Annotated in this window: 25 protein-coding genes; 7 read left to right on the top strand and 18 right to left on the bottom strand. The window is 62.4% G+C overall.

Annotated features, from left to right (window positions below; all coding sequences use genetic code 11):
• Positions 1-20: 20 nt before the first annotated feature.
• Positions 21-806, bottom strand: coding sequence for a helix-turn-helix transcriptional regulator (locus FJ424_RS27125; protein ID WP_140658160.1), 786 nt, complete (start codon positions 804-806; stop codon positions 21-23).
• A 113-nt stretch (positions 807-919) separates the two neighbouring features.
• Here FJ424_RS27125 and FJ424_RS27120 point away from each other — a divergent pair, with 113 nt between their 5' ends.
• Together FJ424_RS27120 and FJ424_RS27115 are read left to right on the top strand one after the other, a co-directional pair.
• Positions 920-1,771: an ATP/GTP-binding protein gene (locus tag FJ424_RS27120; protein WP_140658158.1), complete on the top strand. Its 852-nt coding sequence runs from the start codon at positions 920-922 to the stop codon at positions 1,769-1,771.
• A gap of 172 nt (positions 1,772-1,943) precedes the next feature.
• The gene (locus tag FJ424_RS27115; RefSeq protein WP_140658156.1) at positions 1,944-2,870 is read left to right on the top strand and encodes a DMT family transporter; all 927 of its coding nucleotides are present in this window, start codon (positions 1,944-1,946) and stop codon (positions 2,868-2,870) included.
• Positions 2,871-2,940: 70 nt separating this feature from the next.
• Here the strand turns inward: FJ424_RS27115 and FJ424_RS27110 are convergent, their stop codons facing one another.
• The 3 genes from FJ424_RS27110 to FJ424_RS27100 all read right to left on the bottom strand — a co-directional run bounded on the left by FJ424_RS27110 (position 2,941) and on the right by FJ424_RS27100 (position 4,359).
• Complete coding sequence (locus FJ424_RS27110; RefSeq protein WP_140658154.1) at positions 2,941-3,210, bottom strand: helix-turn-helix transcriptional regulator; 270 nt, start codon at positions 3,208-3,210, stop codon at positions 2,941-2,943.
• 90 nt (positions 3,211-3,300) lie between these two features.
• Positions 3,301-4,002 (bottom strand): phosphatase PAP2 family protein, encoded by a 702-nt coding sequence (locus FJ424_RS27105; protein WP_140658152.1) that lies wholly within the window; start codon positions 4,000-4,002, stop codon positions 3,301-3,303.
• A gap of 18 nt (positions 4,003-4,020) precedes the next feature.
• Complete coding sequence (locus FJ424_RS27100; protein WP_140645897.1) at positions 4,021-4,359, bottom strand: hypothetical protein; 339 nt, start codon at positions 4,357-4,359, stop codon at positions 4,021-4,023.
• Positions 4,360-4,631: 272 nt separating this feature from the next.
• Between FJ424_RS27100 and FJ424_RS27095 the strand changes: the two genes are divergently transcribed.
• On the top strand, positions 4,632-6,629 hold the full coding sequence (locus tag FJ424_RS27095; RefSeq protein ID WP_140658150.1) for a PhoX family phosphatase: 1,998 nt from the start codon (positions 4,632-4,634) through the stop codon (positions 6,627-6,629).
• A 244-nt stretch (positions 6,630-6,873) separates the two neighbouring features.
• Here the strand turns inward: FJ424_RS27095 and FJ424_RS34165 are convergent, their stop codons facing one another.
• Both FJ424_RS34165 and FJ424_RS27090 read right to left on the bottom strand, forming a co-directional pair.
• Positions 6,874-7,017: a GNAT family N-acetyltransferase gene (locus tag FJ424_RS34165; RefSeq protein ID WP_246677358.1), complete on the bottom strand. Its 144-nt coding sequence runs from the start codon at positions 7,015-7,017 to the stop codon at positions 6,874-6,876.
• Positions 6,965-7,279 (bottom strand): hypothetical protein, encoded by a 315-nt coding sequence (locus FJ424_RS27090; RefSeq protein WP_246677360.1) that lies wholly within the window; start codon positions 7,277-7,279, stop codon positions 6,965-6,967. Before FJ424_RS27090 ends, FJ424_RS34165 begins: the two co-directional genes overlap by 53 nt.
• A gap of 167 nt (positions 7,280-7,446) precedes the next feature.
• On the opposite strand from FJ424_RS27090, the gene FJ424_RS27085 reads away from it, so the two are divergent.
• Positions 7,447-8,484 carry a phosphatidylglycerol lysyltransferase domain-containing protein gene (locus FJ424_RS27085; protein WP_140658148.1) on the top strand — a complete coding sequence of 346 codons (1,038 nt, stop codon included), beginning with the start codon at positions 7,447-7,449 and terminating at the stop codon, positions 8,482-8,484.
• Between the two features lie 53 nt (positions 8,485-8,537).
• Here FJ424_RS27085 and FJ424_RS27080 read toward each other — a convergent pair whose 3' ends face one another.
• The 9 genes from FJ424_RS27080 to FJ424_RS27040 form a co-directional block, all read right to left on the bottom strand.
• Entirely contained in the window at positions 8,538-9,299 is a 762-nt protein-coding gene (locus tag FJ424_RS27080) for an ABC transporter permease (protein ID WP_140658146.1), read from the bottom strand.
• On the bottom strand, positions 9,296-10,222 hold the full coding sequence (locus FJ424_RS27075; RefSeq protein WP_140645889.1) for an ABC transporter ATP-binding protein: 927 nt from the start codon (positions 10,220-10,222) through the stop codon (positions 9,296-9,298). Before FJ424_RS27075 ends, FJ424_RS27080 begins: the two co-directional genes overlap by 4 nt.
• A 621-nt stretch (positions 10,223-10,843) precedes the next feature.
• Positions 10,844-12,544 carry a phospholipase D-like domain-containing protein gene (locus FJ424_RS27070; protein ID WP_140658144.1) on the bottom strand — a complete coding sequence of 567 codons (1,701 nt, stop codon included), beginning with the start codon at positions 12,542-12,544 and terminating at the stop codon, positions 10,844-10,846.
• 139 nt (positions 12,545-12,683) lie between these two features.
• Positions 12,684-12,881, bottom strand: a complete 198-nt coding sequence (locus tag FJ424_RS27065; protein ID WP_140658142.1) for a hypothetical protein — start codon at positions 12,879-12,881, stop codon at positions 12,684-12,686.
• Positions 12,882-13,153: 272 nt separating this feature from the next.
• On the bottom strand, positions 13,154-13,894 hold the full coding sequence (msrA, locus tag FJ424_RS27060; protein WP_140658140.1) for a peptide-methionine (S)-S-oxide reductase MsrA: 741 nt from the start codon (positions 13,892-13,894) through the stop codon (positions 13,154-13,156).
• 85 nt (positions 13,895-13,979) lie between these two features.
• Positions 13,980-14,759, bottom strand: coding sequence for an alpha/beta hydrolase (locus tag FJ424_RS27055; protein ID WP_140658251.1), 780 nt, complete (start codon positions 14,757-14,759; stop codon positions 13,980-13,982).
• Positions 14,760-14,917: 158 nt separating this feature from the next.
• The gene (locus FJ424_RS27050; protein ID WP_140658138.1) at positions 14,918-15,229 is read right to left on the bottom strand and encodes a hypothetical protein; all 312 of its coding nucleotides are present in this window, start codon (positions 15,227-15,229) and stop codon (positions 14,918-14,920) included.
• 85 nt (positions 15,230-15,314) lie between these two features.
• Positions 15,315-16,007, bottom strand: coding sequence for a DUF1223 domain-containing protein (locus FJ424_RS27045; RefSeq protein ID WP_140658136.1), 693 nt, complete (start codon positions 16,005-16,007; stop codon positions 15,315-15,317).
• Between the two features lie 177 nt (positions 16,008-16,184).
• On the bottom strand, positions 16,185-16,556 hold the full coding sequence (locus FJ424_RS27040) for a DUF559 domain-containing protein (protein ID WP_140658249.1): 372 nt from the start codon (positions 16,554-16,556) through the stop codon (positions 16,185-16,187).
• 147 nt (positions 16,557-16,703) lie between these two features.
• On the opposite strand from FJ424_RS27040, the gene lepA reads away from it, so the two are divergent.
• The gene (gene lepA, locus FJ424_RS27035; protein WP_140658134.1) at positions 16,704-18,509 is read left to right on the top strand and encodes a translation elongation factor 4; all 1,806 of its coding nucleotides are present in this window, start codon (positions 16,704-16,706) and stop codon (positions 18,507-18,509) included.
• Here lepA and FJ424_RS27030 read toward each other — a convergent pair.
• Entirely contained in the window at positions 18,506-19,159 is a 654-nt protein-coding gene (locus tag FJ424_RS27030) for a DUF2290 domain-containing protein (protein ID WP_140658132.1), read from the bottom strand. The two genes, lepA and FJ424_RS27030, sit on opposite strands and share 4 nt — an antisense overlap.
• Complete coding sequence (locus FJ424_RS27025) at positions 19,137-21,275, bottom strand: ATP-binding domain-containing protein (RefSeq protein WP_140658130.1); 2,139 nt, start codon at positions 21,273-21,275, stop codon at positions 19,137-19,139. Before FJ424_RS27025 ends, FJ424_RS27030 begins: the two co-directional genes overlap by 23 nt.
• 256 nt (positions 21,276-21,531) lie before the next feature.
• Between FJ424_RS27025 and FJ424_RS33720 the strand changes: the two genes are divergently transcribed.
• Together FJ424_RS33720 and FJ424_RS27015 are read left to right on the top strand one after the other, a co-directional pair.
• Positions 21,532-22,044, top strand: coding sequence for a hypothetical protein (locus tag FJ424_RS33720; protein WP_181182145.1), 513 nt, complete (start codon positions 21,532-21,534; stop codon positions 22,042-22,044).
• Positions 22,041-22,565: a hypothetical protein gene (locus FJ424_RS27015; protein WP_140658128.1), complete on the top strand. Its 525-nt coding sequence runs from the start codon at positions 22,041-22,043 to the stop codon at positions 22,563-22,565. Before FJ424_RS33720 ends, FJ424_RS27015 begins: the two co-directional genes overlap by 4 nt.
• 268 nt (positions 22,566-22,833) lie before the next feature.
• On the opposite strand, the gene FJ424_RS27010 is transcribed toward FJ424_RS27015, so the two are convergent.
• On the bottom strand, positions 22,834-23,118 hold a 285-nt coding region (locus FJ424_RS27010), incomplete at its 5' end, for a transposase (protein ID WP_140658126.1).

Raw genomic sequence — 23,118 nt, 5'->3', positions numbered from 1 at the left:
AAAAGGGAGAAGGGGCAGAGCTACGCCGGCAGCGCCCGTTTCTCCTTCTCCGCCCGCGCGCCCGCATCCCTCGGATGCGGGCCGATCGGCATGATCGCGGGAAACGGCGTCGCGCCGAAAGCAAAGGTCCATTTGTAGCCGGTGAGCTGGTCCTCCGGCGTGGTGTGCTGGTCGTGATGGGCAAGCAGCTTGGCGCGCTCGGCGAGCTCCTCGGCCTCGCGCCGCAGCATCTCCGCCGTTTGCGGCCGCATGCGCCTGGAAAAGCTGATGAAGGTCGCGCCCTGCTCCATATGGCCGAGCGCCCAGCCGACAAAATTCTTGTTGGTCATCTCGAAATGCGGCTTCAGCGGTCCCTCGAAATCCCACTGGATCGGCGTGTCGAGGAGCAGCCTTGCCGACAGGCCGCGCCCCAGCGCCACCAGCCCGAGCTCCTCGAGATCGCGCAGGTAGAGGAACATCGAAGCTTCGCTCAGGCCCTGCGAGCGCATGATGCCTTCGGCCGTGAATTTCTCCGACAGCATGATGAAGACGAAGAGCAGCGCCGGCCGCGCCGCCAGGCGGCGCTCGATCTCCGGCCCGACGCGGTTGGCCGGGCCCGGTCCCCGGTTCATCGCGCCGAGCACGTTCTCCAGCTCGACATCGGCCGCGGCGCAGATCTCCATCAGCCGGTCGAGCTTGCAGTTCCGCTCATGGAAGATGCGCTTCACCGTCGGCTCGGAAACGCCCATGCGTTCGGCCAACGTCCGGTAGGTCAGGCCCTTGGCCCTCAGCGTCCGTTTCAGCGCCTCGAAGATCGGACCGTTCATGGAATGCGCCTCGTTCATTCGATTTGGTATCGAAGAACGATACTAGTCTTGTTCCGGCTTCCAGGAAAGTATCGAAAATACTAGCTCTCCGCCGTCATTGCAGGAGAGCACCCATGAAACGTCTCATCGCCTCAACCGTCGTCGCAACGGTCGCCGTGTCTGTCGCGCAGGCCGGCGAACTCTGGCGCGCCACCGGCTTCGAGCAGCCGGAATCCGCGCTTGTCGATGCCGCCCACAACCGTATCGTCGTCTCCAACATCGCCGGCAATCCCGGCGACGCGGACGGCAATGGCTACTTGTCGCTTCTGTCGATGGACGGCAAGGTCATCGCCCGCCACTGGGTGGACGGCATGGACGCGCCCAAGGGCATGGCGATCGCCGGTGGCAGGCTCTACGCCGCCGACATCACCAAGGTGCGCGTCGTCGACCTCGCCAGCGGCAAACTGGTCGAGACCATCGATGTGCCGGGCGCCGTGTTCCTCAACGACATGACGCAGGACAGCGCCGGCAAGGTCTATGTCAGCGACATGTTGGCCGACACGGTCTATCGCATCGACGGCGACAGGCCGGAGTTGTTCGTCAAGGATGCGCTGCTCGCCTCGCCCAATGGCGTGTTCGCCGATGGCGGCAGGCTGATCGTCGCGTCCTGGGGCAAGGGCATCAACAAGACCGATTTCAGCACGGCCGAGCCGGGTGGCTTGCTGTCGGTCGACCTCGCCACGAAGGAGATCACGCCGCTGCCGGGCGCGCAAAAATTCGCCGACCTCGACGGTGTCATCGCCATGGGCGACACCATCTACGCCACCGCCTACATGACCGGCACGCTTTACAGCTACGAAACAGGCGGCGCGCCGGAAGCGGTGGCGCACTTCAAGCCCGGCAGCGCCGACATCGGCACCGACGGCAAAAAGATCTTCGTGCCGCTGATGGGCGAAGGCGAGGTCGTGGCGCTGTCACTGGATTGAGCACGTCGCGGCGGAGAAGCATTGCAACGCCGGCGGGACAGCGTTTCGCATCTCGGCACTGCAGCGGCGAGGCGAGTTTTTCGCCTCGCCGATCGGGATTGGACCGTCATATCGACGGCGCTGCCATCTGGTTTGGCCGCTTGCTCCGTACTATCCGGCTCCCATCCGTCACATGAGCGAAGCCGTGAAGACATCCAGCCTGACCGGCGCCGTTTCGCCGATGATCCCCGTGCTCATATGCGCGCTGGCGATCTTCCTGCTCTCCGGCATGGATGCGGCAATGAAGTCCCTGGCCCTCGCGGTCGGCGTCTATAACACGCTGCTGTGGCGCAGCCTGGTTGCCACGTTGGTCGCGGGCGCCGCCTGGTCGGCGGGGTCGCGCTCGAAGCCGAGCCTTCCGGTGCTGGGCCTGCATGCGCTGCGCGCCGCGATTGTCGGCATCGTCCTGGTCTTGTTCTTCTGGGGTCTGGCGAGGCTGCCGCTCGCCGAGGCGATCGGGCTCAGCTTCGTCGCGCCGCTGTTTGCGCTTTTGCTTGCGGCATTGTTGCTGGGCGAACGCATAAGGCGGCAGGCGGTCTGGGCATCGCTGGCCGGCATGGCGGGCGTCGTGATCATGCTGGCCGGCAAATTCGGGGCGGCGAGCCATTCGCAAGATGCCCTGCTTGGCACGGCCGCGGTGCTCGCATCGACGGTGTTCTACGCCTACAATCTGATCCTCTCGAGGCAACAGGCGCTGCTGGCCAGGCCGGTCGAGATCATGCTGTTCCAGAACCTCTTCGTCGCGATCATCCTCGGTCTCGCGGCACCCTGGCTCGCGGTTGCGCTGCCGAGCGATCTCTGGCTTCCCTTGGGCGCGGTGGCGCTGCTGTCGCTCGCCGGGCAATTTTTGATGAGCTGGTCCTACGCCCGTGCCGAGGCGCAATATCTGATTCCGACCGAATACTCGGCCTTCATCTGGGCGATCGCGCTTGGCTGGTTCTTCTTCGGCGAGACGGTGGCCTGGACCACGCTGACAGGAGCATGCCTCATCGTGGGCGGCTGCCTGATCGCCGCGCGCGCCAATCCGAAGCTTGCCGAGCCGATCGAAGCGGCGATGTGAGAGAGTGCGGCATTGGTCGGTAAATCCGGCCGCAACGGCGCCGATTCTTCCGCACCGCCGCGGTGGCGGCTCAGCCCTGCGGGTTCTGCGCCGCGGTAGTCTTGAGGCGCACGCCCCTGCCGCCGCGCTCGCTGGGCTGGTTCTCGCCGATCAGCTCCACGCCGACCTCGTCGAGCGCCTGGATGACCTTCATCAGCGTGTCGACCACGCCCCGGACGACGCCGTCGCTCGCTTCCATGCGCTGGATCGTCGGCAGCGAGACGCCGGCGCGCTCGGCGAGCGTCTTCTGGTCAATGCCGGTCAACGCCCGCGCGGCGCGCATCTGTGCGGCAGTGATCATCGGCCGGAACCCGTCTTTTGAAGCTGTAGGAGATGTATATTGTAAATATTACAATGTTTCAAGCATCATTTTATATGCTTCAGCCATCGGTCAGTCACTGTCGGCCACTACTTTGCGTCGCTGCAGCAGGCGCGCCGCAAGCCAGCACAGCATGGCCCATGCGAAGCCCGCGCACCAGCCGGCAAGCACGTCGGACGGCCAGTGCACGCCAAGATAGACGCGGCTGGCGCCGATCAGCACCGTGGTGAGCACGGCAAGGCCGAGCACGAAGACTTTCGTCCTGCGGTCCGGCAGGAAGCGGGCCGCCAGCGAGCCGAGGGTCAGATAGGTCACCGCCGACAGCATCGCGTGGCCGCTGGGGAACGAGAGCGAAGTCTCGGTGACGAGATGCGAGACGAGATCGGGGCGCGGCCGGTCGACCTCGAATTTGAGCAGGCTGGAAAGCACTTGCCCGCCCGCCACGGCCGCGAACATGAACAGAGCGGTCAAGGGTCTGCGGAGCAAGAGCAGATAGACGATCGTCGCCGTCGTGATCAGCGCCAGCACGGCGGTGCTGCCCAGCGCCGTGACGTCGCGCACCGCGCCTTCGAGCCAGGGTGGACCGATCGGACTGTCCGGCTGCCCGGCATGGCGGAAGGCAAGCAGGATTTCCGTATCGAAGGCATGTGGCGAGGTGGCGCGCGCCACCTCGATGAGCTCCACCAGGCCCCATAGACCGCCGGCGATCGCCAGCCCGGCCAGCAGCACCGGGAATTCCAACTTGTTGAGCAGCGCGTTGGCGGTCGATTTCATTCGGGCCCTTGGGTCCAGCTACAGCCGTTGCATATAGGGCCCGAGCGTGATCAGCGCGACGGCGGCGACCGCCAGCACCATGCCGGTCGCTTGCAAGGCGTTTAGCCGTTCGCCGAAGAAGGCGAGCGCCACGGCGTTGACCGAAACGAGCTGGATGACCGCCGACAGGCTGAACGACACCGACATGCCGAACTCGCGCACCAGCCGCAGCATGATCAGATTGCCGGCCGTGTAGAGCGCCAGGGTCAAAAGGAGCTTGGCCAGGCTCGGCGCCATCCCCCAATGCTTGGCCGCCATCGCCGCCAGCAGGAACATCACCGTCGAAATGCCGAGCTGCGCCAGTCCCCAGAAACTCACCTTGTCGTCCCCTTCTTGAAGCGCCGTCGCCACGTCGGCCGCAGCCTTTGTTTCCGAAGCGGGCGAAACCGTCAAGCTGGGTGGTGGAGGATAGGGCGAAGGCCGCGGCAAGCCCCTTCTCACCGTCACTATACGGGGTGAAAGGGGCCGACATCGACGACTTCGCCAATCACCGGGGGGTATGTCGAAGCCGTGTCACGAAAATGTGATCGGCGCGCTTTAGGGGTCGAAAGGTCAAAATGCCAGCCACCTCAAGAAGCCAGAGGAATCCCATGACCGTGACCCCTGAGACCCGCTTCCGCACCAGCCTGCTCGAGGAAAATGACGGCCCGCCCGTCAATCCGACCGACAACCGCACCATGGGCGAGATCATCGCCGCGCGTTTCTCGCGCCGCGGCTTTCTTATGGGCTCGCTGGCCGTCTCGGCCATTGCCGCCACCGTCAGCCCGCTGGCGCTGATCGCCGCCGACGAGGCGCGCGCCGCAGAGGCTTCGGCTTTCAAGTTCGACGAGCTCGAGGCCGGCATCGACGACAAGCACCATGTCGCGCCGGGCTATGACGCCGACGTGCTGTTGCGCTGGGGCGATCCGCTGTTCGCCGACTCGCCGGCGTTCGATCCGGCAAAACAGTCGGCCGAAGCCCAGGCCAGGCAGTTCGGCTACAACAACGACTATGTCGGCTATATCCCGATCGACGGCTCCGCCGAGCACGGCTTGCTGGTGGTCAATCACGAATACACCAACCCGCATCTGATGTTCCCCGGCATCGTCTCGATCGTCGAGAAGGACGGCAAGAAGGCCGCCGAGGTGGCGCCGCTCTCGAAGGAGCAGGTCGATGTCGAGATGGCCGCGCATGGCGGAACGATCGTCGAAATCCGCAAGCAGGGCGGCAAGTGGCAGGTCGTGCGCGACGGCAAGCTCAACCGCCGCATCATGTCCACCACCGAGATGGCGCTGTCCGGCCCGGTCGCCGGCCATGATCGCGTCAAGACCAATGCCGATCCGTCCGGCGCCAAGGTCATCGGCACCGTCAACAACTGCGCCGGCGGCGTCACGCCCTGGGGCACCTATGTGATGGCCGAGGAGAACATCCACGGCTATTTCTCGGGCGAATTGCCGGAAGGCCACGGGGAGGCCGCCAACTACAAGCGCCTCGGCATTCCGGAAGGCGCCTATGAGTGGGGCGCGCATTACGACCGCTTCAACCTCGCCAAGGAGCCGAACGAGCCCAACCGGTTCGGCTGGATCGTCGAGGTCGATGTCAACGATCCGGCCTCGGTGCCGAGGAAGCGCACCGCCATGGGCCGTTTCAAGCATGAGGGCGCCGAATCGATCGTCGCCAGGGATGGCCGCGTCGTCTTCTATCTCGGCGACGACGAACGCTTCGACTACGTCTACAAATTCGTCACCGCCGGCAAGTTCAATCCCGATGACCGCGCGGCCAACATGAACCTGCTCGACGACGGCACGCTGCATGTGGCGAAGTTCGCCGAGGACGGCTCGGTCGAATGGATGCCGATCGTGTTCGGGCAGGGCCCGCTGACTGCCGAGAACGGTTTTGCGTCCCAGGCCGACGTGCTCATCGAGACGCGGCGCGCCGCCGACCTGCTCGGCGCCACCAAGATGGACCGGCCGGAGGACATCCAGCCGAATGCCGGCAACGGCAAGGTCTATGTCATGCTGACCAACAACACCAAGCGCAAGGCCGAGCAAGTCGACGCCGCCAATCCGCGCGCCGGCAACGCCTTCGGCCACATCATCGAGATCGTCGAGGACGGCGGCGACTTCGCCGCCACCAAGGGCAAATGGGAAGTGCTGCTGAAATGCGGCGATCCGTCGGTGGCCGATGTCGGCGCCACCTTCTCCACCGCGACCACCGCCCATGGTTGGTTCGGCATGCCGGACAATTGCGCCGTCGATTCGGCCGGGCGCCTGTGGGTCGCCACCGACGGCCAGGGCCCGAAGGCCACCGGCCGCACCGATGGCCTGTGGGCGGTCGACACCGAAGGCCCGGCGCGGGCGACGTCGAAACTGTTCTTCCGCGTGCCGATCGGCGCCGAAATGTGCGGCCCGCTCTTCGCGCCGGACGACCAGACCGCTTTCGTCGCCGTCCAGCATCCGGGCGACGGCGGCGAGGACTGGGAAGGCTTTGGCCGCCCGTCCTATTACGAGGACCCGTCGACCCGCTGGCCGGACTTCAAGCCGGACATGCCGGTGCGGCCGTCCGTCGTTGCGATTACGAAGCAGGGCGGCGGCAAGATCGCGGTGTGATGCGCTGAGGGTAGCACAAACGTTGGGGATTGGCGGAAGCCTCCCCAACGTCGTCATTCTAGGGCGAAGCAGGAGCGAAGCTACGTCGCGGAAACCCTGGAATCCATGCCGTGACCGCGATCACAGGGCGCAGCGGAGCAGAATTCTGCACCGTTGCAACGCTCGCATGTCACGGAATGGATCCGCGGGTCTACGCTGCGTCGCTGCGCTCCTCGCTCCGCACGTGGATGACGAAGCCGAGCAGTCACTTCGCGCGTTGAAGCATCGCCATGTTCATCCTGTTCCTCAGGCGGAAGCCGATCGACTCGTAAAGCCCGATCGCCGCGGCATTGCTGTCATAGGCGTGGAGGTACGCGACCTCGCCGCGTGCCGCGATCCTGCCCGCCATGAACACCGACAGCAGGCGGCCGCCGCTGCGGAAATCCGGATGCCTGCACGCCGCTGAATTCCGAGCAACCGGGCTGCTTCATGCGCTCGCCGGCCATCGCCGCCAGCCTGCCGTCGACCCTGATGCCCCAGAAATCGCCGAGGCTCGGCGCCTCCGGCGTGAAGGGGCCGGCTTGGTGAGAGACGCGAGCAAGCAGCGCCACGCTGCGCCTCACGCCCGGTTGCGCGACGCCGAGGGATTGCGCCAAAGCCGACGCGCGCATGGCGCGTTTCGCGCGGCCGATGGACGATACTGGACGCTTTCGGACGTTTGCCCTTCATTCGTCGCCAATTGCATCCTATATCGCGCTGGCGCGACGTGGCCGGCAGCGGTCGCCAGCGATTCGCGACCTGAGGGCGGCAGGTCATCCATTCTTGGCACGCGGAGCTCATGGCGCCCCTGCGCATCTATTTCGACAGGCTTCTCGACGCCGTGGCGCCCAAGGTCCCGCGGCGCGAGTTGACGGATGCCGAACGCCTGGCGCTGGTGCGCCGCCACGGCGATTTCTCGCTCGCCTATTCCACGGCCGTGCAGCAGAAACTGTCCTATTTCAGCGATGGCGACGGCTATATCGCCTTTGGCACCAAGATGAGCCGTCATTTCGCGCTGGGCGATCCGGTCGCCGACCCGGCCGACCGCCCGGCCTATATCAAGCGCTTCGTCGAGGCCGCCGGCGGCCCGTGGTTCGTCCAGGTCGGCGCCGACACCGCCAAGGTGCTGGCCGGCCTCGGCTACCAGGTCAATCGCCTCGGCATCGACACCAGGCTGCTTTTGCCGGCGCATGATTTTTCCGGCAAGCGCAACGAGACCGTGCGCTATTCCGAACGCTGGCTGATGAAGAAGGGTTTTATCCTCGCCGAGGACAGGGGCGACGGGCTGCAGGAGGAGATCATTCAGCTTTCCGCCGACTGGCGCAAGGAGCGCATCATCAAGCGCTGGGAGATGGGTTTCCTCAACCGCCGCTTCTCCGAAGAGCTCGGCGCTGACATGCGCCGCTTCCTTCTGCACGGCCCCGAAGGCCGGCTTCTCGCCATTCTCGATTTCGACCCGCTGTTCCGCGACGGCAAGGTCATCGGCTACACCACCTCCTTCAAGCGCAAGCAGGTCGACGCGACGCCGCATGCCGAAATCGGCTTGACCAAATTCGCCGTCGATCGCTTTCGCGAGGAAGGCATCTCTGAGGTGACGCTCGGCCTCTCGCCGCTGCTCGACATCGAGCCGAGCGGCTTCGCCGAATCGAGCTTCTGGCGCGGCGCCTTCCAGCGCGCCTACAACTCGCCCTGGGTCAACCGCTCACGCTTCAACCTGCAGGGCCAGGCCGCGTTCAAACGCCGTTTCCATGGCGTCGAGGAGCCGACCTACATCGCCTTCCGCAAAGGGACTTTCGTGGAAATGCTGGGGCTGCTGCGCCTGCTGAAGGCGATTTGAAGGAGGCTCTGTTTTCCTCTCCCCACTTCGTGGGGCGAGGAACTGAAAGTCCGTCAGTTCCTCAACCGGTAGCCCGTCTTGAAGATCCACGCCACGATCGCGATGCAGATGGCCAGGAACATCAGCGTCATGCCGAGGCTGACGCCGACCGAGACATCAGCCTTGCCGTAGAAACTCCAGCGGAACCCGCTGATCAGGTAGACGACCGGATTGAACAGGGTGATCGTCTTCCAGATGCCCGGCAGCATATGGATCGAATAGAAGCTGCCGCCGAGGAAGGTGAGCGGCGTGACGATAAGCAGCGGCACCAGCTGCAGCTGCTCGAAGGTCTTTGCCCAGATGCCGATGATGAAGCCGAACAGGCTGAAGGTCACCGCCGTCAGCACCAGGAAGGCGATCATCCAGAACGGATGCTCGATCCTGAGCGGCACGAACAGTGCCGCGGTGGCCAGGATGATCAGGCCGAGGATGATCGACTTGGTCGCGGCGCCCCCGACATAGGCGATGATGATCTCCAGATAGGACACCGGGGCCGACAAAAGCTCGTAGATCGAGCCGACGAATTTCGGGAAATAGATGGCGAAGGAGGCGTTGGAGATCGACTGCGTCAACAGCGACAGCATCATCAGGCCCGGCACGATGAAGGCGCCGTAGGCGATGCCGTCGATCTCGTTGATGCGCGAGCCGATGGCCGAGCCGAAGACGACGAAATAGAGCGATGTCGAGATGACCGGCGAGATGATGCTCTGCAGCACCGTGCGGAAGGCGCGCGCCATCTCGACCCGGTAGATCGCCCATACCGCACGCAGGTTCATGGCTCTTGCCTCAGAAGATTGACGAAGATCTCTTCGAGCGAGCTGTTCTTGGTGTCGAGGTCGCGGAACTGGATGCCGGCCGCCTCGAGGTCGCGGATCAGCGAGGCGACGCCCGGACGGTCGCTCTGGTTGTCATAGGTGTAGGTGAGCTGGTTGCCGTCGTCCGACAGCTCCAATGAATAGTGGGAAAGCCCGTCCGGAACGGCGGCAAGTGGCGCGCGCAGCTCCAGTTTCATCTGCTTGCGACCGAGCTTGCGCATCAGCTCGGCCTTGCCTTCGACCAGGATGATCTCGCCCTTGTTGATGACGCCGACCCGGTCGGCCATCGCCTCGGCCTCTTCGATGTAATGCGTGGTGAGGATGATGGTGACGCCGTCTTCGCGCAGGCGCCTGACCATCGCCCACATGTCCTGGCGCAGTTCGACGTCGACGCCGGCGGTCGGCTCGTCGAGGAACAGCACGCGCGGCTCGTGCGACAGCGCCTTGGCGATCATCAGCCGGCGCTTCATGCCGCCGGACAGCGTGATCGCTTTCGAATCCTTCTTGTCCCACAGCGAGAGGTCGCGCAGCACTTTCTCGACGAAGGCCGCGTTGGGCGCCTTGCCGAACAGGCCGCGGCTGTAGTTCACCGTCGCCCAGACCGTCTCGAAGGCGTCGATGGTCAGTTCCTGCGGCACCAGCCCGATCAGGCTGCGCGCCGCGCGATAATCCTTGCCGATATCGTGGCCGTCGACGCTGACGCTGCCCGACGAGCGGTTGACGATGCCGCAGACGATCGAGATCAGCGTCGTCTTGCCGGCGCCGTTCGGCCCGAGCAGCGCGAAGATCTCGCCGCGCTCGATGTCGAGATTGATTTCCTTCAGCGCCTTGAAGCCGGTGGCATAGGTTTTCGTGACACCGGAGATCGAGATGATGGATGACATGCTGAAATACGGCCGGCTGGAAAAGGTGACCTGATATAGGTCGGATGCCGCCCGGTGCAACCGTGAATCGACGCCGTTCCTGACAGTTCTGGACAGGGAGCGCCCAACTGGCCGCCCTTGCCAGACCAGGTATACCGGCCGCGGCGACGGGAGCGCCGGCGCTCACGACAGCTTCTTTCTACCCGGTTACGCTACGGCATGCACAATTTCCAAGCGGCTGGTCTTTGGCGATAGCGTGCATGGCAGCTTGGCGCATGCATTGCCTTATGTAGCGCTGGTCGACCCCCACTCCGTCTCGGCTTCGCCGAGACACCTCTCCCCCGATCGACGGGGTAGAGGAAAAGCGTCAAGCTTTTTGCCGTCAACGCCCGTCCAGCAACGCTCCCTTCCTTTCCCTCCGGAGGGGGGAAAGGTGGCGCTGCGAAGCAGCGACGGATTGGGGGAACCACCTGGCAATCAAGCCTCAGGTCGATCAGTCACGCCAGGAAGAAATGCCCGGCAGGGCAATGAGGGGCGGCGCTGACCTTGTCAGGCAAAGCGATGGGGCGCCAAATTCCTACGCCGGCGCTGCCCCTCATCCGCCCTTCGGGCACCTTCTCCCCGTGAAACGGGGAGAAGGGACTAACCCTGCGTCCAGAACGCGATTTCCTGCGCCTTGGTCCTGAGCTCGGTCTTCAGCCATTGATCGTCGTCGTCGAGGTAGCTCCACGGCGTCCTGCCCTGCGCCCGCATCTCGCGGATGTAGGAGCGGTAGCGGTAGTGGCTGTAGACGGACATTGCGTATGTGGCATAGGCGGCGGCAAGCTTCCCGTGGCCGCGCACGATCACCAGGTTCTCGTCGTTCTTCTGGCTCGCCGGCGCCGAGAAATTGTGACTGCCGGTCACCACCACGCAGTCGTCTGAATGCGGGTCGGTCACCAGGATCTTCGAATGCACGATGGCGTGGCCGATCTGCGACAGGAAGCTGCGCCGGTTGACCTCGGCGATCCATGGCCCGAGCGGCGCGTCGAGGCCTTGCGGCTGCGCCACCGCGTAGCGGTCGGGCGTGAATTTCCGGTCGCTGCTGACCAGATCGATGTCGAGGAAATTCTGTTCGGTGCCGCCCTCGTCCGCGCTCAGCGTCGAGACCACGCCGCGCACATACATGCCCTTTTCCTTGGCGCGCTGGCCAGCCAGCGTGTGCAGCCCCTGCTTGCCCGGCGTGAACATCAGGAACAGCACGGCCTGCCTGGCCGATGTGATCACATCGCGCAGCGCCGCCATGTCGGCCCCGTCGGAGGTGCGGGTGAACCAGACGGTCGCCTTGGCGGTACCCACCGTGAAGGTCTTCGGCGCGTTGTTGTCCGCCATCAGCGCCGGCGTGAAATTGGCCGGGTCGGTCTTCGGCGGCGAGGCATCCTTGAGCAGGTCCCAATGCTTGCGGAAATGCTCCGCCACCGCCCCGTCCTCGATCAGCAGGCCGTTGTTGACCTGCGTGCACAGGCCGGTCGTGCTCCAGTTGGTGCTGCCCGTCCACACCTTCTTCGGCTCGCCGTCTTGCGACACGACGACGAATTTGTTGTGGCCGAGGCCTTTCGATTTCAGCATCCGGTCGATGGTCGCGATGCCGTGGTCGTTGAGGTTTTTGCGCGCGTCCTTGTTGCCGTCGCCGCTTTTGTCGGAGCCGTTGGCGAGGATGAGATTGAGCCGCGGCCCCAGCCCGATCAGCGCCGTCTCCAGCGTCGCGTCGCCGAGCTCGTAGAGTGCCGCATGCAGTTCGTCGCCGGCGCCTTGCGTCAGCCCGACCATGCGCAGCCCGAGATCGCCTTCCAGGAAAGCGCGGAACTTTGCGTCGCCATTGGTCTGCAGGCTCTTCTTGAAGGCCGCCGGCGAGAGCTTGTTCTTGGCCATGTAGCGGGCGACGAATTGCGACAGCACCAGGCCGCGGTTGAAGTAGCAGGAAAAGCCGCCACCGGCGTCGGTGGCGAGCGTATGCCAGTCCGTCCAGTCGCTCGACACGCCCTTGGTCAGCGGCTTGCCAGGGCCGGCGCTCATCATCGCGGTCACCCGGTAGCGCACCACATTGCCGACATCGGCCGCGTGGTCGGTCCAGTTGAAGCGCTGGAACGGCCACACGTCCGACGGCCGGTGGTCGCCCGATTTCGGCTTGTCCTTGGTGAAGCCGACACGGTTCTCCACCGGCTCGATTCTCTCGCTCGCGCCGGCCTTGCGGCCGCGCTCGAGCAGAAAACCCCGGCACCCCGCGATGAAACCGCTGGGCGCCCAGGCGACGAAGGCGTCGTCGCCATTGGTGTAGACGGAGACTTTTATGTCGATGGCCATCTGTCGTTCCTCCCCATCCGTCGTTGTTCCCGAAGCGCGGCCGGCATGTCCGGCCCATCAAGCAGCCAACAAGAATCCGCCCCGGAAGCACGGCCCCGGATCAGCTGAAACAGAGTTTTCGAAAGAGTGACGGCGATGATTATGTGGCGGCAGAAGATCGGATGTCAATGTTTTGCAGCGTCAAGTATAATTCTATGAACTGCTTCACATTGTGTTCTGTTTGCCAGCAAAACAAAGGGCGGATGGTTTTGTTACCATCCGCCCAGACCGGCTTGGGGTAGTTCCAGGAAAAGCGCGAGCGGCCAGGTTGCCGTTTGTCGGCGCGCAGGATTTTCACCGTTCCTTTCCGTGAAATCGACGCAAACGCTGGGGATTGGCGGAAGCCTCCCAGCCTCGTCATTCCAGAGCGGAGCAGAATTCTGCACCGTAGCAGCGCTCGGACGTCACGGAATGGATCCTCGGGTCTGCGCGCGTCGCTTCGCTCCTTGCTCCGCCCGTGGATGACGATCGCGATGGGCGTTTCGGCCAATCGCCAAGGCATGTCACCTGCCGACGCAGGCATACCTGACGGTCGAGATTCCCCTGTGTCAGGAAACCGGCCGGCCGTCCTCAGCTCTTGCTGGAGGCCAACACCAGCACCGGCTTCTCGCTGTAGAGCTGCGGGAACAGCGCCTTCAGATTCTCGATCTTGGGCAGGTCGTTGTAGACGATATAGGGATAGGTCGGGTTCAGCGTCAGGAAGTCCTGATGGTAATCCTCGGCCGGGTAGAAGGTCTTGCCGGTTTCCAGCGTGGTGACGATCGGCTTGCCGAACACCTTGGCCTTGTCGAGCTGGGCGATGTAGCTCTCGGCGACCTTCTTCTGCTCGTCATTCTCGGCGAAGATCGTCGAACGGTACTGCGTGCCTGAATCCGGCCCCTGGTAGTTCAACTGCGTCGGATTGTGCGCGACCGAGAAATACACCTGCAGCAGCTGGCCGTAGGTGACCTTCGCCGGGTCGTAGGTGATCTCGACGGATTCGGCGTGGCCCGTGCGGCCGGTGCCGACCACTTCATAGATGGCGTTTTCGGCGCTGCCGCCGGTATAGCCGGATACTGCCTTGCTCACGCCCTTGACGTGCTGGAACACGCCCTGCACGCCCCAGAAGCAGCCGCCGGCGAAGATCGCCTTCTCGGTGCCGCTCGCCGCTTTTTCGTCCATCGCCGGCGGCGGGATCACCACCGCGTCCTCGGCCGAGCGGGCCGGGCTTTGCCAGAAGGTCGCGGCAGCCGCCGTCAGGATGATCGCCGCGAACGCGCTCTTGACGAAGTTCGCCGGTCGGCTCCCGGCCGTTTTCCGAATGTCGGTCATGTCAAATCTCCCATGCCTGTTGGTACGACTATACGATATATGGTGCCGCCGGCGGCGCACATTGCCGTGCGCCGGTCAAATCCAATCATCCGACATGCCGGGCGGCAGCCTCGATGAGGTTGGCGATCTCATGCGGATGAGAAATCAGCGACAAATGGCTAGCCTTCACTTCTATGGTCTTTGCGTTCATGCGCTTGGCCATGAAGCGCTCGAGATCCGGGTTGATCGTGCGATCCTCGGTCGAGACGGCGTACCAGCTCGGCTTCGAGCGCCAGGCCGCTTGCGTCGTCTTTCCGGAGAATAGCTTGTCCGAGATCGGTGCCTGCACGGCATAAAGGATGCGCGCCTTCTCGCTAGGAAGATCGCCGGCGAAATCTCGCAGGAAAGCCTCTTCTCCGAGCTTGCCATAGCCTCCGGACCAGACAAGGCCGGCGGAGGCGGGCGGTGCCGCAAAAGTCTTGGCGAGCGCCGTATAGTCTTCGCCGGCATCCGGCGCACGCGCCGCGACATAGACCAGCGACGTAACCTTCGAATCCACGCCTGCCTCGGTGATGATCATGCCGGCAAAGGAGTGCGCGACAAGGACGGTCGGTCCATCCTGGAGCGCGATGGCGCGGCGCGTTGCCTCGACGCCCGCCTCCAGGGTGGTCAGCGGGTGTTGGACGGCGGTTGCGTTGAAGCCGGCCTTCTGAAGAACTCCGATCACCTCCGACCAGCACGAGCCATCTGCATAGGCGCCGTGGACCAGGATGACATTGCGAACCTTGGAGCCCGTTTGCGCTCGCGCCTTGTCGGCGCCGGCCAACAGCGTCGTTGCCATTCCAGCGGCGAGTGCGGCGGAGAAAGTACGTCTGTTCAACATGATAGTGGGCTCCTTGCGAGGGTCGCAAACTCGGCATTCCAGAAAAGCGTGCAGCGGCTTTCCGTCCGGAATTGTGTACAAAACAACTGGCTCTCGCGCCGCGAGAGACCAACCTTGGCGCGCCCTCGTCTGCCGACGCGCCGAGGCTGCAAAGACCGGACCTATTGAGCCGGAGCCATGGCGTCCGCCGGCTTCATCGCATCCGCCGGCTTCATGGCATCCGTGGCCGGCTTCATCGCGTCGGTGGTAGCCGGCTTCGTCGCCTCGGTGCTCATCGCGTCGGGCTTCATGGCGTCGGCGGGCTTCATGGCGTCAGCCGGCTTCATCGCGTCCGTCGCCGGCTTCATGGCGTCGGTCGCCATCGCATTGGCGGGCTTCATCGCATTGGTCGTGTCGTCGGCGCGGGCGCCGGCGACGAAGACGGCAGCGGAAAGCGCGAGGGCCAGCGCCGGCAGCGTCAGGTATTTGGTCATGATAGTCTCCTTGGTTTTGGCGCGCGGAAGCGGGCCCTGGTGAAGCGTTGCCGCTGTCATGCGGCCCCGCGCGAGGGGAAAAAGATCAGTTGGAGGCCGCGGCCAGGATCGGGCCGCCGCCTGGCGCCTGCACCAGCACCGCGGTGTTCAAGCCCCCGGCGGCTGCCGGCAGCGGCAGCGTCGTCGCCGCGCCGTTCCAGCTGCCGAGTTTCGTCAGCGCATGCACGACATTGGCGTGCGGCAGGGTGCGTCCGGTGTTCTCGCCGCGCGCCACCGGCACCTCGACGACGCCTCTTGTGTAGCGCACCAGCCAGATGTCGGCGCCGCCGTCCGGCGCCTTGCCGGCGCCGATGCTGACCTTGCCCTGCCCAAGCGAAAGCTCCGGCCCCTGGGTGCGGCCGCCTTTGGCGATCAGGCTCTGGATCTCGCCCGGCGCCGCGCCCACGCCGTCGCGTCTGCCGTTCACCACCACTTGCGGCGTGAACGGTCCGTCCCGGCCGAGCGACGGCTCGTAGGTCACCTGGCGATCGGTGAATTCCTTGCGGCCGAACGTGTCCTTCCAGCCGAGATAGTCCCAGTAGGTGACGTTGAACGACAGCGCCAGCACGCCCGGCTGGTCCTTGACCTTGATCAGGTTGGCGTTGGCCGGCGGGCAGGACGAGCAGCCCTGGCTGGTGAACAGCTCGACCACGGTCAGCGGCTGCGCGGTCGCGGCGCCCATCGTGGCCGCGACCATCGCGCCGGCGAGCAGGGCCATCCTTGTTGTCGATCCGGTCATGGGAAGCAGTCTCCGTTGCGGGGTCATGCTTCAATTCGTCGTGGTGGAGAGGTTCGTTACAGCTTCACCGGTTTGTGATGTGGAGCATTTCCCTTCTCCCCTTGTGGGAGAAGGTGGATCGGCGCGCAGCGCCGAGACGGATGAGGGGTGCTCCAGCGGAGTGAGACCTCCACCCGCTCACCGCCAGGGCTGCAGGCTAGTGTCCTTCACATAGGCGATGATCGTATCGCAGACGCCGTCCAGATCCTTCAGCACATCATCATTCCAAAAGCGCAAGATCCGAAATCCTCTCGCCTTCAATTCAGCTCCGCGGGCCAAATCCGATTCCGAGTCCGCGTGCTGGCTACCATCCAGCTCGACGATGAGCCGCGCCTCGAGACAAGCGAAATCGGCGACGTATTTTCCAATGGGCACCTGCCGGCGAAACTTGATCCGATCGAGCCTGCGGTCGCGCAATTCCTGCCACAGCTTGTGCTCAGCCTCCGTCATCTCACGGCGGAGCGTTCGGGCAAAACTGCGCTTGGCTTGGGTGACAGGCTGGTGCGGCATTTGCGCCACATTAGCTGGCCGCTGAGTTCCGTCCAACACCCCTCATCCGTCTCGGCGCTGCGCGCCGATCCACCTTCTCCCGCAAGGGGAGAAGGGAAAAAGGCGTTCCGCTTGCCCCTCAACCCCGCCCCTGCTAAAGCCCGCCGCATGACGACGCCCCTCGACCACATCCGCAATTTCTCCATCGTCGCCCATATCGACCATGGCAAATCCACGCTTGCCGACCGGCTGATCCAGCTGACCGGCACGCTGGAGGAGCGCGACATGAAGGAGCAGGTGCTGGACTCGATGGATATCGAGCGCGAGCGCGGCATCACCATCAAGGCCCAGACCGTTCGGCTGAACTACCGCGCCAAGAACGGCGAGGATTATGTGCTGAACCTCATCGACACCCCCGGCCATGTCGACTTCGCCTATGAGGTATCGCGCTCCTTGGCCGCCTGCGAGGGCTCGCTGCTGGTGGTGGACGCCTCCCAGGGCGTTGAGGCGCAGACCTTGGCCAATGTCTACCAGGCGATCGACAACAACCACGAGATCGTCGTGGTGCTGAACAAGGTCGACCTGCCGGCGGCCGAGCCCGAGCGCATCCGCGAGCAGGTGGAGGAAGTGATCGGTCTCGACGCCTCCAATGCGGTGCTGATCTCGGCCAAGACCGGGCTTGGCGTGCCCGACGTGCTGGAGGCGATCGTCCACCAGCTGCCGCCGCCGCGCGAGGGCGACATCTCGGCCCCCCTGAAGGCGATGCTGGTCGACAGCTGGTACGACGCCTATCTCGGCGTCATCGTTCTGGTGCGCATCATCGACGGCGTCATGAAGAAGGGCCAGACCATCCGCATGATGGGCACCGGCGCCAAATATCTCGTCGAGCGCACCGGCGTGTTCAAGCCGGCCCGCGTCAATGTCGACGAGCTCGGCCCGGGCGAGTTCGGCTTCTTCACCGGCTCGATCAAGGAAGTGGCCGACACCCGCGTCGGCGACACCATCACCGAGGACCGCCGCCCGACGCAAAAGGCCCTGCCCGGTTTCAAGCCGGCGCAGCCGGTGGTTTTCTGCGGCCTGTTCCCGGTCGACGCCGCCGATTTCGAGGATTTGCGCGCCGCCGTCGGCAAATTGCGCCTTAACGACGCAAGCTTCTCATACGAGATGGAAACCAGCGCCGCGCTCGGCTTCGGCTATCGCTGCGGCTTCCTTGGCCTGCTGCATCTGGAGATCATCCAGGAGCGGCTGGAGCGTGAGTTCAACCTCGACCTCATCGCCACGGCGCCGAGCGTCGTTTATCGCCTGAACCTCAATGACGGCTCGGTGAAGGAACTGCACAATCCGGCCGATATGCCCGACGTGGTCAAGATCGCCTCGATCGAGGAGCCGTGGATCCGCGCCACCATCCTGACGCCCGACGACTATCTCGGCGGCATCCTGAAACTCTGCCAGGACAGACGCGGCATCCAGGCCGATCTTTCCTATGTCGGCAAACGCGCCATGCTCACCTACGACCTGCCGCTCAACGAGGTGGTGTTTGATTTCTACGACCGGCTGAAGTCGATCTCCAAGGGCTACGCCTCCTTCGACTATCACCTGACCGACTATCGCGAGGGCGACCTGGTGAAGATGTCGATCCTGGTCAATGAGGAGCCGGTCGACGCGCTGTCCATGCTGGTGCACCGCACGGCGGCGGAAAAGCGCGGCCGCGCCATGTGCGAGAAGCTGAAGGAGCTGATCCCGCACCATCTGTTCAAGATCCCGATCCAGGCCGCGATCGGCGGCAAGGTCATCGCCCGCGAAACCATCTCGGCGCTGCGCAAGGACGTCACCGCCAAATGCTACGGCGGCGACGTGACCCGCAAGCGCAAGCTGCTCGACAAGCAGAAAGAGGGCAAGAAGCGGATGCGCCAGTTCGGCAAGGTGGATATTCCCCAGGAGGCGTTTATCCAGGCGCTGAAGATGGGGGATTAAGCCTGTTGTAGATCGGGAGCTGCGATCCGAAATCGCTGTCGATCTGGAACCGCCAAATCATCATGGTACTGAATCGCGGCAGGCAGGATCGCGGAAAAGGCTGTCAAGAACTCAGGGTAGAAGTTTTCAACGACAAAATGCATGAATTCTGCCACGCCCAATCTTGAGGTAACCGGAATTCGGCAATTTGGTGCGTTTATGTGTACATGCGACGCCGGATGGAGGTCAGCTGCCTCTTCGGGGGCATACTCAAAACGCAATGAGGCTCGACGAGGGGTTGAAATATATGTATCCGGTGGAGGTAAGTCTCCGGGGCCTTCCCCCGCACCGACATCAAGTTTTACGACAGCAGGCATGTACCCAAATCGATGCCATGCTATCTGGGATCCCGCCTGTGTGAAATGATATTTTAGAAATATCAGGCCGCCGTCGAGCATAAGTAAAGAGTATTTCCCCTCGTTAAATAAGTCCACGTAATGTTGAAGAGAGTTTTCGTACTCTGGAACATGGTTGGCCGTCTGTCCCGTATCGCCTACCTCAATTAGCAAGCGGCCATCACCAATAGGACTCGTTTTCATCCCATAAGATTGAGACACAAGCCCGATCTCAAATAAACTTCCTATAAAACTATTCAGAGTCGTCGGCTTCATTGACCAAAAACCTCAATGCTCCGGCAACCTCCTCCGGCAGATCGGCTAGCGAAATCCGTCCGTTCCTTATTAGGGGCAGCAAGCGACTCAAACTCTCAAGGTCGGCCTCTATAGTCTTCGCCTCTATCTCAGAGACGTCTCGATAGCGAGTCTTTATGCGCCCCAATTCCTTCTTGGTTGGATAACGAAAGTCCAAGGAATATTCATCTGCGCGTATTTCACTAAACTCCTGTATTAAGCGATCCATCTGCGTGCCGCATCCACTGATTCTAACCCAAGCCTTCGAGCGGGTAATCGCGGTAAAAAGAACGTTTCTCAGTGTGCCGATGTTAAATCCATCAAAACAGTAGTCAGCGCCAACTACATAGATCATCGGCGCTTCATTGCCCTTCGCGCGATGTATGTGCGTTATGGCGACTGACGATTTTGAAAAAACCTCATCTGTGGATTGCGTAACTCCTACGATGTGGGATGGTATCTTCGCCTGCGCTAACGCCCGCATAACAGCGCCGCCCTTAGTACGTATCTTTTGAATCTCGCTGACGATTACAAGGATATCATCGGGCTCAAGTTCATCTTCCTCCAGATTCTTTTTAATAGAGGCAACAAGCGCTTCGTACTCGTGGCCCTCAGTCGGGAAAGAGGAGAACGTAACTGCATCCTGCTCGTTCAGTATCTCTGCGAAAAAGGATGGCGTCGCTGAAGCCGACCGTCTGAGACTGACCGGTCGACCAAGTTGGAGCTGCCCAGTGACGAGCTCATAGCCGATTTCTTCCCATGTCGATGGCTTTTCAAACATCTGTACCAGGCCTTTGCCACGCTTGACGCCGAAGCCAAGTCCGTGCGCGGTAGTCAGTGCCCATTGAGTGTTGCGATAGCATACAGGGAGAACGATATCTTGCTTAGGTCGGTCTTCCAGATTCGCTAATGTCACGCGTGGGCGATTGTTGGAGCGCTTCCCAAACAATTCCTGAGGAGACGGCATTTCTGTCTCGTTGAGGGTTTGGAGTTCATCATAAGCGTAGACGATGCGATGGGGCGGCTTAGTGAACATATAGATGAGTTCAAAGAATTTCTGAGGCAAATCCTGGGCTTCGTCTATCAGTACCGCATCGTAAATCGGTGACACTCTATTCGGGTTGTTTATAACAAACTCATAGAGCTCGTTGACGACACCTTCAAACTCACGACCGTATATATACTTGTCCCTAGCATATTGGTAGTTACGAACAGGTGCGCCAACTCGCTCTGCTATCTCAGCATATATTCCTTTCGTGTAGGAGCTACCCCATGCGTGTAGGATTGTTAGTTTATTCCAATCAGGTTCGTCTTTTACAAACTCAAATGAGAACCGCCTAGTCAATCCAGTCAGCTGTTGATAGAGGGACCGGGTATAGAATGTTAGCGCTATCCGCCATGACGGATTTTTTAGATGCAGGTAGGACGATTTCATGGCGAGGACGATGGTTTTCCCACTGCCTGCCAGACCACGTATCCGCTGAGGGCCATCAGGAAACTCGATGGCCGCACGTTTCTGGGCAGCATCTAAATTAGCGATCTTCCCTTCAATTAGTTTTATCTGATTCCCTTTGGAGTTCGCTTTGGATAGGTCACTCCGTTGCTTTCGAGGCCGCAACGTTGCAGTTCTCTCGATCACAGAGTTCAAGATTTGGAAATCAGTGTCGTTCAACGGTTGAAAGCTATCGATGAGATTTAGAACGTTGTCCGTTGTTGAGACGTAAGAGCCATCAGAGGCACCATTAAAATCTTCAGAAATCGTAACGATGTTTACGGGGACCCTCACTTGGCGCCGAGTGACAAGTCGCCCGTCTTCGGTCAATTTGGAGATTATTGCCGAAAATATCTGGTCCTGTTGATCAAGTACGTTTGAGGGCACTCCGTCTGGATAAGTTGCGTTCAAATTTGAAAGGTCGAATGCGACGATTCCCTTCTGGATAGTGGTTAGGAGAGCATCGATTTGAAATGCGCCGCTGGCGGACGTCAGGATAGGGTAGCCGATAAACAAGGTGCCGTCGTAATCCGCCTTTTTTATCTCTTTGGTAAGCTCCCTTTGAGTCTCGCTCAGGGTTTCATTGCCGTAGACAACATCGATCATCGGAAGCCTTACCTGTCTGCCATCCAAACCTAATTGCTATGATGTGATAGCTGACGGTGGTTTTGCAATGATGGTCCGTGCGCCTTAGATACTACACGGCCTAATTTTGCCAATGCAACCCAGAGTCGGGTAACGCGATTACAAGCAATCCGATAGTTGCGCTCGGCCTGAGAGTCAGCAGCAGGTTCGGACGGCGCGACACACCCTTTGAGAATCCCTTTCCCCGCAGTATCCTTCGATTTTGGGATACATTGGAATGCGCTCCACCTCTGACACCGTCGCCGCAATTGGCCTCGCCATCGGCGGCGCTTTTGGCTTGGCGGGCACTTTCGTTGCCAGCGACGCGCTGCGCGAAACGATCTGGACCATCGACGGCGTCGGCATCGTCGTCGCCACGGCGTTGCTGACGATGAAATACCAGCGGCTGGGAAATGATCTCGTCGCGGCGGGGTTCCTCACCTTCCTCGCGGGCGAGAGCCTGCTTCTGGCCGGCAATGCGGCGGGGCTGCAGGCCAGCGTGCCTTCCTATGCCGGCGGCATCGCGCTGTGGGCGGCGGGGCTGGTGCTGGTCAGCGCGCAAGCCAATTTCGCCCTGTGGATGCGGCTCACGGCTATCGTCGCCGCTTTGCTCTTCGCCGTCTCTGTCCTGATGATCCTGTGGGGCGCGCCGCTTTTGCCCACCTCCGCGCCGCTGCCGGCGATTGGCTATCCGTTCCTGGTGCTCACCTTCATCGGCTGGATCTGGACTTTGCTGAAACCGGAGCGTTGAGTGCGAAGGCGATGGCCGCGCCGCTCGAAATCCGCAACAGCCTGTCGGGAAAAATCCTGCCCGCCATTGGGCCGTTCCTGCTTGGCGGCATTTTCGGTTTCGGCGCGCTGCAGGGCGTGGCCTCCGGCGCCGATGGCGGGCATGTGCTGTGGATCGCGCTGCTCGGCGCCGCCTGCCTGGGGCTCGGCGTATTCATCGCGCGCGGCGCCTTCGACACCTCGGTCAAGGTGGTGCTGAACAGCCAGGGTTTCCGCGATGCCCGCGCAGGCGACGTGCTGGTGCCGTGGAGCAAGGTGCGGAGCGTGCGGCTCGCCGCCGGCGGCAAGGGCGCGGCGATGCTCAATTTCGAGCTCACCGAGGAGCCGCCCGACGCAGTCCGCTATTCCTCCGCCAACGCCTTCGGCCTGATGCCCTTCGGCCGGAACATCGTGCATATGGAGATTTCCTCGCTCGACGTGCGCGGGGAGGAGATGGTGGATGCCGTGAAGACATTCGCGCCGCATGTGGTGGTGAGGAGGTAGCGATCGCCTGCGTTTTAGAAGGAGCGGGGCGCCGAAGCTGCTGATCTCCCCCCTCGTGGGGGAGATGGCCGGCAGGCCAGAGGGGGGCGCTGTCCCGCCGGCATCTCAAAGGGTAAGCTTTCGCGGCCAGGTTCTCTTTGATTGACACAAACGCCGCGTTCCTTCGCGCCCCCCCTCTGCCCTGCCGGGCTTTCGTTGCTCGGAAAGCCAAGCAATTGGCTTCCCATCCGCTACGCGGACCGCTCCTCAACCCCCACAAGGGGCAGGGCTATCGCATATGAGTGATCGCATTGATGAGATAGTCGTCGTTCCAGGCGCATTTTTTGATGCGATGGCTGATGGGGACTTTGGCAGCATCGGCGGCCTGAAGGATGTTTCTAGCGAGGCGATTGAGAAGGGCTGTGTTGGCGGGAGCATTGTCCTTGCGGGCACGGCTGAGATCCTCATCAAGATGGACATCGAGCATCCAATGCAGACCGTTCTCGATCTGCCAATGAGCTCTAGTGAGGTCGAGCGCCTGCTGAGGCGACATGAGCGTGGAGGCCATGAACAG

The organism is Mesorhizobium sp. B3-1-8 (assembly GCF_006439495.1).
In the GTDB taxonomy this organism is placed as follows: Bacteria; Pseudomonadota; Alphaproteobacteria; order Rhizobiales; family Rhizobiaceae; genus Mesorhizobium.
The sequence above is the reverse complement of the archived record's forward strand: the minus strand, read 5'-3'. Positions and strand labels throughout refer to the sequence as shown.

Bases quoted from the DNA above. Each gene is read 5' to 3' on its own strand.
- FJ424_RS27045 (WP_140658136.1), bottom strand. From the start codon at position 16,007: ATGACCGGATCGACAACAAGGATGGCCCTGCTCGCCGGCGCGATGGTC.
- FJ424_RS27110 (WP_140658154.1), bottom strand. From the start codon at position 3,210: ATGATCACTGCCGCACAGATGCGCGCCGCGCGGGCGTTGACCGGCATT.
- lepA (WP_140658134.1), top strand. From the start codon at position 16,704: ATGACGACGCCCCTCGACCACATCCGCAATTTCTCCATCGTCGCCCAT.
- FJ424_RS27075 (WP_140645889.1), bottom strand. From the start codon at position 10,222: ATGTCATCCATCATCTCGATCTCCGGTGTCACGAAAACCTATGCCACC.
- FJ424_RS34165 (WP_246677358.1), bottom strand. From the start codon at position 7,017: ATGGCGGGCAGGATCGCGGCACGCGGCGAGGTCGCGTACCTCCACGCC.
- FJ424_RS27120 (WP_140658158.1), top strand. From the start codon at position 920: ATGAAACGTCTCATCGCCTCAACCGTCGTCGCAACGGTCGCCGTGTCT.
- FJ424_RS27070 (WP_140658144.1), bottom strand. From the start codon at position 12,544: ATGGCCATCGACATAAAAGTCTCCGTCTACACCAATGGCGACGACGCC.
- FJ424_RS33720 (WP_181182145.1), top strand. From the start codon at position 21,532: ATGCGCTCCACCTCTGACACCGTCGCCGCAATTGGCCTCGCCATCGGC.
- FJ424_RS27080 (WP_140658146.1), bottom strand. From the start codon at position 9,299: ATGAACCTGCGTGCGGTATGGGCGATCTACCGGGTCGAGATGGCGCGC.
- FJ424_RS27030 (WP_140658132.1), bottom strand. From the start codon at position 19,159: ATGAAGCCGACGACTCTGAATAGTTTTATAGGAAGTTTATTTGAGATC.
- msrA (WP_140658140.1), bottom strand. From the start codon at position 13,894: ATGACCGACATTCGGAAAACGGCCGGGAGCCGACCGGCGAACTTCGTC.
- FJ424_RS27095 (WP_140658150.1), top strand. From the start codon at position 4,632: ATGACCGTGACCCCTGAGACCCGCTTCCGCACCAGCCTGCTCGAGGAA.
- FJ424_RS27115 (WP_140658156.1), top strand. From the start codon at position 1,944: ATGAGCGAAGCCGTGAAGACATCCAGCCTGACCGGCGCCGTTTCGCCG.
- FJ424_RS27125 (WP_140658160.1), bottom strand. From the start codon at position 806: ATGAACGGTCCGATCTTCGAGGCGCTGAAACGGACGCTGAGGGCCAAG.
- FJ424_RS27105 (WP_140658152.1), bottom strand. From the start codon at position 4,002: ATGAAATCGACCGCCAACGCGCTGCTCAACAAGTTGGAATTCCCGGTG.
- FJ424_RS27025 (WP_140658130.1), bottom strand. From the start codon at position 21,275: ATGATCGATGTTGTCTACGGCAATGAAACCCTGAGCGAGACTCAAAGG.
- FJ424_RS27085 (WP_140658148.1), top strand. From the start codon at position 7,447: ATGGCGCCCCTGCGCATCTATTTCGACAGGCTTCTCGACGCCGTGGCG.
- FJ424_RS27040 (WP_140658249.1), bottom strand. From the start codon at position 16,556: ATGCCGCACCAGCCTGTCACCCAAGCCAAGCGCAGTTTTGCCCGAACG.
- FJ424_RS27050 (WP_140658138.1), bottom strand. From the start codon at position 15,229: ATGACCAAATACCTGACGCTGCCGGCGCTGGCCCTCGCGCTTTCCGCT.
- FJ424_RS27090 (WP_246677360.1), bottom strand. From the start codon at position 7,279: ATGCGCGCGTCGGCTTTGGCGCAATCCCTCGGCGTCGCGCAACCGGGC.